Annotated in this window: 6 protein-coding genes; 2 read left to right on the top strand and 4 right to left on the bottom strand. The window is 63.5% G+C overall.

Annotation, left to right across the window (positions count from 1 at the left end):
- Positions 1-28: 28 nt before the first annotated feature.
- Positions 29-376: a thioredoxin TrxA gene (gene trxA, locus DIZ22_RS06570; RefSeq protein WP_257011054.1), complete on the top strand. Its 348-nt coding sequence runs from the start codon at positions 29-31 to the stop codon at positions 374-376.
- Between the two features lie 52 nt (positions 377-428).
- On the opposite strand, the gene DIZ22_RS06565 is transcribed toward trxA, so the two are convergent.
- The 4 genes from DIZ22_RS06565 to DIZ22_RS06550 are packed head-to-tail and all read right to left on the bottom strand — an operon-like array spanning position 429 to position 4,663.
- Entirely contained in the window at positions 429-1,040 is a 612-nt protein-coding gene (locus tag DIZ22_RS06565; protein WP_048937082.1) for a glutathione S-transferase family protein, read from the bottom strand.
- A 17-nt stretch (positions 1,041-1,057) separates the two neighbouring features.
- Positions 1,058-1,855, bottom strand: a complete 798-nt coding sequence (locus DIZ22_RS06560) for an inositol monophosphatase (protein ID WP_048937081.1) — start codon at positions 1,853-1,855, stop codon at positions 1,058-1,060.
- A gap of 12 nt (positions 1,856-1,867) precedes the next feature.
- Entirely contained in the window at positions 1,868-3,094 is a 1,227-nt protein-coding gene (gene argJ / locus DIZ22_RS06555) for a bifunctional glutamate N-acetyltransferase/amino-acid acetyltransferase ArgJ (RefSeq protein WP_048937080.1), read from the bottom strand.
- A 51-nt stretch (positions 3,095-3,145) separates the two neighbouring features.
- Positions 3,146-4,663 (bottom strand): glycosyltransferase family 39 protein, encoded by a 1,518-nt coding sequence (locus DIZ22_RS06550; RefSeq protein WP_240626821.1) that lies wholly within the window; start codon positions 4,661-4,663, stop codon positions 3,146-3,148.
- A gap of 254 nt (positions 4,664-4,917) precedes the next feature.
- Here DIZ22_RS06550 and secA point away from each other — a divergent pair, with 254 nt between their 5' ends.
- Entirely contained in the window at positions 4,918-7,650 is a 2,733-nt protein-coding gene (gene secA, locus DIZ22_RS06545) for a preprotein translocase subunit SecA (protein WP_122928050.1), read from the top strand.
- Positions 7,651-7,740: the final 90 nt, after the last annotated feature.

Below are 7,740 nucleotides of genomic sequence, written 5' to 3'. Positions count from 1 at the left end.
TTGAGCCACGGGCGCAGCCATCCTAGATATCGACCAACTTAAGGAGTTTGCAGTTATGGCCACCAAGGCAGTTACCGATGTCAGCTTCAAGCAGGACGTAATCGACGCCGACAAGCCCGTGCTTGTCGACTTCTGGGCCGAATGGTGTGGCCCGTGCAAGATGATCGGCCCGGCTCTGGAAGAGATTAGCGAGGAGCTGGCCGACAAGGTCACGATCGCCAAGATCAATATCGACGAAAATCCCGATGCGCCGGGCCAGTATGGCGTGCGCGGCATCCCGACGATGATCCTGTTCAAGAATGGCGAAGTCGCCGCGACCAAGGTCGGCGCCGCGCCCAAGAGCGCGCTCAAGGGCTGGATCGAAAGCGTCCTCTAAGTCGCTGGTAAATCTAAAAAAGGGACGGCAGCCGGGCTGCCGTCCCTTTTTATTAGCTGAGCGGGATCATTACCAGTTCGGCATAGGCCGGCTTTTCGCGCAGCCGATCATACCAGGCGCGCAGATGCGGCAGGTCGGGCCGCGGCATGTCGAGCGTGAAATAGGTGTGGGCGTAGACGCCCATTGGCACATCCGCGACACCGAAATTGACACCCGAAAGCCATGCTTGATCGGCCAGCGCCCGGTCGAGGATCGCCATCGCCGCGCCCGACGCCTGCGCCGACTTCTCGATGACCTGTAAATTTCGCTGTCCATCTTGGCGTCGCACCAACTGGATGAAGGCGTCGCGCTGGGCGTCGGCAAAGCTGAATTGCCAGTCCATCCATTTGTCGCCCTGCGCCCGCAGCGCCGGGTCGGTGGGATAGATCTCCTCCGGCGCGTAGCGATGGGCGAGATAGCGCAGGATCGCGTTGGACTCCCACAGTATGACATCGCCATCCTCGATCGTCGGGATCAGGCGATTGGGGTTCATCGCCAGATAGGCGTCGGACATGCCATGTTCCATGCCGACATCATGGCGGACGAAGGGCAGGCCGATTTCCTGCGCGAACCAGGCGACCTTCTTCACATTATGCGAATTGAGGCGGCCCCAGATCGTCAGCATGTTCGGTCTTCCTTCGGTCAGGCGTAATAGGTTTTGGCCGCCAGATCCCACAGGCGCGGGGAGGATGCGCCCATCAGGCCCCGACGCTGTTCACCGACCCGATAGGTGCTGCCGTCGAGCCGTTGGCAGCAGCCCCCCGCCTCATTGACGAATAGGGTGCCGGCCGCATGATCCCACGGCAGGACGCGCGCGAAGATCGACACGTCATTCTGCCCCAGCACCAGCCGGGGATATTGCTCGGCGGCGCAGCGGGGAATGTCCACCATGGTGAAAATGGCCTGCGACTTGCGCTCCATCTCGGCCCGTTCCTCCGCCTCCATGAAGATGGTGGAAATGGCAGCAATCGGCAGATCGCCGCTACTTTCCTTCGCCATTATCCGTTCGCCATCGACATGGCTGCCGCCGCCCAGGGTCGCATGACACAACCGTCCGGTCAGCGGATCGAGGATCCAGCCGGCCAAAGTGGCGCCATTGTCGGCCAGCGCAATCATGATGCCGAAGGGCGGCTTGCCCGATGCGAAATTGCCCGTGCCGTCGATCGGGTCGATAATCCAGTTGAGGCCGTCGCCGGCGCGGTCGAGGATCGACGGGTCTGCGGCGCAGGCTTCCTCGCCGATGACCCCGGCTTCGGGCAGGATCGAGGCCAGTCCTTCGGCCAGCCGGATCTCGCTTTCCTTGTCGGCGATGGTGACGAAGTCGTTCGCCGCCTTCTCGCTAATCTCTTCCGCCGCCAGATTCTGGTAGCGGGGCATGACGATGTCGCGCCCGACCTGCCGCATCAGCGCGACGACGGGATCATGCAGTTCCACCATCATGCGCCGGTCCCCTTAGCTGCGATAGTCCGCGTTGATCGAAATATAGCCGTGGGTCAGGTCGCAGGTCCACACCGTGGCGCGGCCTTCGCCCAGGCCGATATCGACGCCGATGACGATATCCTGCCCCTTGAGATGGGCAGCAACCGGCGCCTCGTCATAGCCGTCGAGCGCCAGGCCGCCGGCCGCCACCTGGGTCGCGCCGAAACGGATGGCGAGCTTGTCGCGCTCGGCCGGTTCGCCCGCCTTGCCGACGGCCATGACGACGCGGCCCCAATTGGCGTCCTCGCCGGCGATCGCGGTCTTCACCAACGGGGAGTTGGCGATGGAGAGGGCAATGCGGTGGGCGCTGGCATCGCTCTCCGCACCCTCGACTGTGATCTCGATGAACTTGCTGGCACCTTCGCCGTCGCGCACGACCAGATGGGCGAGTTGGCGGCACAGGTCGGACAGCGCCGCAGCAAAGGCATCCGCACCGGCATCGTCCATCGATGCGAGCGGCGCATTGCCGGCCTTGCCGGTGGCGAAGGCCAGCACCGTGTCGCTGGTCGAGGTGTCGCTGTCGACGGTGATGCAGGAAAAGGTCCGCTTGTTGGCGGCCGAGAGCATCTGTTGCAGCAGTGCCGGATCGATCGCGGCGTCGGTAAAGATATAGCCCAGCATCGTCGCCATGTCGGGCGCGATCATGCCCGACCCCTTGATGATGCCGACCAGGTCGACGCGGGTGTCGCCGATCATCGCCGAGACATGGGCGCCCTTGGCATAGGTGTCGGTGGTGCCGATCGTGTTCGCCGCATCCTCCCAGCCGCAGGGCGCGGTAGTGAAGGCTGCTTCCAGACCCGCCTCGGCCTTGTCTATGGGCAGCGGCACGCCGATGACGCCGGTCGAAGAGACGAAGATATCGGACGGCTGGCACGACAAGTGATTAGCGACCTTGGCGGCGATCGCTTCTACCGCCGCGCGGCCACGATGGCCGGTAAAGGCGTTGGCGTTGCCGGCATTGACGACGACGGCGCGCGCCTGGCCCATCGGGATGGCGTCGCGGCACCATTCGACCTCAGGCGAGGGGCATTTGCTCTGCGTCGTCACGCCTGCGACCGCCGTGCCCGCATCCAGCTCGACATAGGTAAGGTCGCACCGGTCCCAATTCTTGTATCGCGCCTTGGCGACACGCAACGTCACGCCAGCAATGGCGGGCAGGGCGGGGAAGGCGGCGGGGGCGAGGGGGGAACGGTCGGTCATGGGGCGCGGCATGAGCGAAATCCCCCTTTGCGTCAATGGCTCGATCGGGCGCTAGTCCCGCAGATAGAGGCGCCCGACGCCATCGGGCATCGGGACCATGCGATAGCCATGGCCACGGGCATAATTGTCCAGGCTGTCGTCGGGCCGCAGCGGCAATTTCCGTGTGCCATGTTCATAGCCGGTAAGGATCGCCGCCGGCATGGCGCGATCCAAGCCTGCCAGGGTGGCAGGCGTCAGCGCATGGAGCCGGCGCGCCTGCTCGGGGCGGAGCGTCCAGCCGGTGCGATAGACGAACGGGCCGGTTGCAAGGCGCGGATCGAGCGCCAGGCCGCTGTCGATTGCGAGATGCGGGGAGAGGGTGAGGATATCGGCGCCGCCCGCGGCGCGCACCGTCCTGCCCAGCCAATCGGCATTGGCCTGCACGGCCAGCAGCGGCGATCCGGCACGGGCGGCCGTTACCAGATCCCGGATCGAGGGAATGAGACCGGGGATCGCTGCCAGGCAGAGCAGCGCCAGCATCGCCTTGCGCCGCAGCGGCCGCCAGTGACGGGCATCGTCGAACAGATAGCCGAGGGCGAGGGCAAGCGGCGGCAGCAACGGCATCAGATATTGCAATTGCGTCGGGGTCGGCAGCGCGGCGCCGATCAGGGCGCCGGCGGTCATCCATATCGCCAGCCGGCGCCCGGATGAGCGCATGCGGCCACGGGTCGCGATCCAGTTGGCGATGAGCAGCAGCAAGGCGACAAGGGCAGGGCCCTTCCAGAGATATTTGAGAAGGTCGCGCAGCTTTTCGGCCGTCGCCAGCTCCTGCGCGGCGCCGTTGGCGGCATACCAGGCGTGGGGCGCGGTCATGCCATAGGTCAGGACGCCGTAGAGAAAGCCGTCTGGCCCCGATGCCCAGGCGATGGCCATGGGCGCCATGCCCAGCAGCGCGCCGAGCGACAGGCACAGGGTCGCGCGAATAGCCGGCCGGCAGCCGCTGGCGATGACGAACAGGCCCACGGTCGCGCCGAGCGGAGCGAAATTGAGCTTTGTCGCGATCGCAAGGCCATAGAGGATGCCGGCCCCAAGCCAGTGGCGGTCCGAGCGATGACGCAGGCCAAGCAAGGTCAGCAGCATTGCGGCGGAGGCCAGCAGGGTTGCCAGCATATCGTTGCGGACCACGGAGCCGCTGAACTGGAACGCGGCTGTTGCCGCCATCAGTGGCATGGCCAGGGTAGCGCTGGAGCGCGATATGCCTGCCGCACGCTGGGCCGCCCAGATGAGCGCAAGCGTCGCGAGCGCCATGACGGCGGTGGCAAGGCGCATCGCCAGTACCATATGGCCCGATGCGATCAGGCTCAGCGGTGCCAGCCCCCAGGCGTGCAGCGGCGGCTGAAGATAAAGAAAATCGCGAAACATGACCGCATGCCCGCTGAAATAGGCACCGGCGACATATTGGCTTTCGTCATGATCGAAGGGCGCCGCAATCGCGGCGATCAGGAACCAGCCGATCAATGCGCTGACCAGCAGCGCCGCCAGAGGCAGGCGCAATCGGCGCGACGGCGCCATGGAAATGGAACGATACACCCTGTTTGCGACCCTTGTTGTCGTGGCGCTCTTGCGGCGGCGTGCGCCCAAACGCAAAATATTTTCGGCGGCGCGTCGCGCCTGCACGACGGCAGGACGGCGCGGCTACGGCAAAACCGCATCGGGCAAAGCCGTTACAGCCGTGCGACAGTCCGTCGCATTGATTGACTATCGGCTGTGCCGTGCCTAAATCGCGGCGCACATCTGCCCATGTGTCCGTTGGACCCATGGCCCCCTCATTGTCAGGAATTTGCATGTTCGGCGCACTCGCCAAGTCTATCTTCGGATCGTCCAACGAACGTTATGTGAAATCGCTGGGCAAGGTCATCGACCAGATCGCCGCCTTTGAACCGACGATCCAGGCGATGAGCGATGAGGAACTGGTGAACCAGACGGCGCGCTTCCGCGAGCGCCTGGCCAATGGCGAAACGTTGGACGGCCTGCTGCCCGAAGCCTTTGCGACCGTCCGCGAAGCGTCGGTCCGCGTGCTCGGCATGCGTCACTTCGACGTCCAGATGATCGGCGGCATCGTCCTGCATCGCGGCGAGATCGCCGAAATGCGCACCGGTGAGGGCAAGACGCTGGTGGCGACGCTCGCCACCTATCTGAACGCGCTTGAGGGCAAGGGCGTCCATGTCGTCACCGTGAACGACTATCTGGCCAGCCGTGACTGCGAATGGATGGGTCAGGTCTATCGCTTCCTGGGCCTCACCACCGGTGTGATCGTGCCCAACCTGTCGGAAGACCAGCGCCGCGAGGCCTATAATGCCGACATCACCTATGCGACCAACAATGAACTCGGCTTCGATTATCTGCGCGATAACATGAAGTTCGATCGCGGTGCGATGGTCCAGCGCCCGTTCAACCATGCGATCGTCGATGAAGTCGATTCGATCCTGATCGACGAGGCGCGCACGCCGCTGATCATTTCCGGTCCGACCGACGACAAGTCGGAGCTGTATGTCGCGGTCGACGCGATCGTGAAGCAGCTGGTCGAGGAGGATTATGAGAAGGACGAGAAGCAGCGCACGATCACGCTGACCGAAGACGGCACCGAGAAGATCGAGCGCCTGCTGGAGGCCGCCGGCCTGCTCCAGGGCAATAATCTCTACGATTTCGAGAACACCCAGGTCGTTCATCACGTCAACCAGGCGCTGCGCGCGGTGGTGATGTTCCGCCGCGACATCGACTATATCGTCAAGGACGGCAAGGTTGTCATCATCGACGAATTCACCGGTCGCATGATGGATGGTCGTCGCTGGTCGGATGGCCTGCACCAGGCAGTGGAAGCCAAGGAAGGCGTCCAGATCGAGCCGGAAAACCAGACGCTCGCATCGATCACCTTCCAGAATTATTTCCGCATGTACCCCAAGATTTCGGGCATGACCGGCACCGCGTCGACCGAAGCGACCGAATTCTACGAAATCTACAAGATGAACGTCGTCACCATCCCGACCAACCGGCCGGTGCAGCGCGTCGACGAGGAAGATACGTTCTACAAGAATCTGGAAGACAAGTTCCGGGGCATCGCGCGCACCATCAAGGAACATGCCGAAAAGGGTCAGCCGGTGCTGGTCGGCACCGTGTCGATCGAAAAGTCGGAAATGCTGTCGGAATTCCTCAATCAGGAAGGCGTCAAGCATGCGGTCCTGAACGCGCGCTTCCACGAGAGTGAAGCCCATATCGTTGCCCAGGCAGGCCGCAAGGGCGCGGTGACGATCGCCACCAACATGGCTGGCCGCGGCACCGACATCAAGCTGGGCGGCAATCTGGAGATGCGGGTCGAGGACGAACTGCGTGATATGCCGGAAGGCCCCGAGCGCGAGGCGGCGATCGCCCGTATCGAGGTCGAGATCGAAGCGGAGAAGCAGGAAGTGCTAGCCGCCGGCGGCCTGTTCGTGCTGGCGACCGAGCGGCACGAAAGCCGTCGTATCGACAATCAGCTGCGCGGCCGTTCGGGCCGTCAGGGCGATCCCGGCCTGTCGCGCTTCTACCTCAGCCTCGACGATGACCTGATGCGCATCTTCGGCCCGGACACGATGTTCGCCAAGATGATCCGCTCCAACCTGGAGGATGGCGAGGCGCTGCCCCCGTCCAAGTGGCTGAGCAAGGCGATCGAGACCGCCCAGCGCAAGGTCGAGGCGCGCAACTACGACATCCGCAAGCAGGTCGTCGAATATGACGATGTCATGAACGACCAGCGCAAGGTGATCTACGAGCAGCGCAGCGACATCATGGACGCCGAAACGGTGGACGATGTCGTTACCGACATGCGCCATGAGACGGTCAACGACCTGGTCGGTGCATCCTGCCCGCCGGGCACCTATCCCGAACAATGGGATATGGAGCGGCTGAAGCTGCGCACCGCCGAAGTGCTGGGTCTGGAGCCTGATTTCGACGCCTGGCTGGCTGAAGACGCCGTCGATCCGGAAATGATCGAGGAGCGGCTTGCCGGTCTGGCCGACGCGGCCATTGCCGAGAAGACGCAGGAAGTCGAAGCGGCCGACTGGCACATGATCGAGAAGAGCATCATGCTCCAGAGCCTCGACCATCACTGGAAGGAGCATCTCTCGACGCTCGACGCGCTGCGCCAGGTGGTGCATCTGCGCGCCTATGCGCAGAAGACGCCGATCAACGAATATAAGCAGGAAGCCTTCGCCCTGTTCGAGCGCATGCTGGAGAATATTCGCGAGGACGTGACCAGCTCGATCGCGCGGGTGCAGTTCCGTATGGAAGCGCCGCAGCCGCAGTTCGACCTGCCGGTGCTGCCGGACTTCATCACCACGCATATCGACCCCTTCTCGGGCGATGATAATAGCGCAGATATCGATGGCAGCCAGCTGGCGGGCATCACCACCACCATTCCGCGCGCACCGGTGGACAATGTCGCGCCGGGCGAGTTCGCCAATCTCGACATCAGCCGCAACGCGCTTTGCCCCTGCGGTTCGGGTCAGAAATACAAGCATTGCCATGGTGCGCTAAGCTGAGGCGCGACCACAGGCGAAAAACAGGGAAGGGCGTTGCCGATGGCAGCGCCCTTTTTTTGTTTTGATCCTGCAATGAAAAGGCGGAACTCT

The organism is Sphingobium sp. LF-16 (assembly GCF_003711185.1).
GTDB lineage: Bacteria > Pseudomonadota > Alphaproteobacteria > Sphingomonadales > Sphingomonadaceae > Sphingobium > Sphingobium yanoikuyae_A.
The sequence above is the reverse complement of the archived record's forward strand: the minus strand, read 5'-3'. Positions and strand labels throughout refer to the sequence as shown.

Excerpts from the sequence above, each read along its gene's own strand:
- DIZ22_RS06565 (WP_048937082.1), bottom strand. The coding sequence starts at position 1,040 with ATGCTGACGATCTGGGGCCGCCTCAATTCGCATAATGTGAAGAAGGTC.
- DIZ22_RS06560 (WP_048937081.1), bottom strand. The coding sequence starts at position 1,855 with ATGATGGTGGAACTGCATGATCCCGTCGTCGCGCTGATGCGGCAGGTC.
- argJ (WP_048937080.1), bottom strand. The coding sequence starts at position 3,094 with ATGACCGACCGTTCCCCCCTCGCCCCCGCCGCCTTCCCCGCCCTGCCC.
- secA (WP_122928050.1), top strand. The coding sequence starts at position 4,918 with ATGTTCGGCGCACTCGCCAAGTCTATCTTCGGATCGTCCAACGAACGT.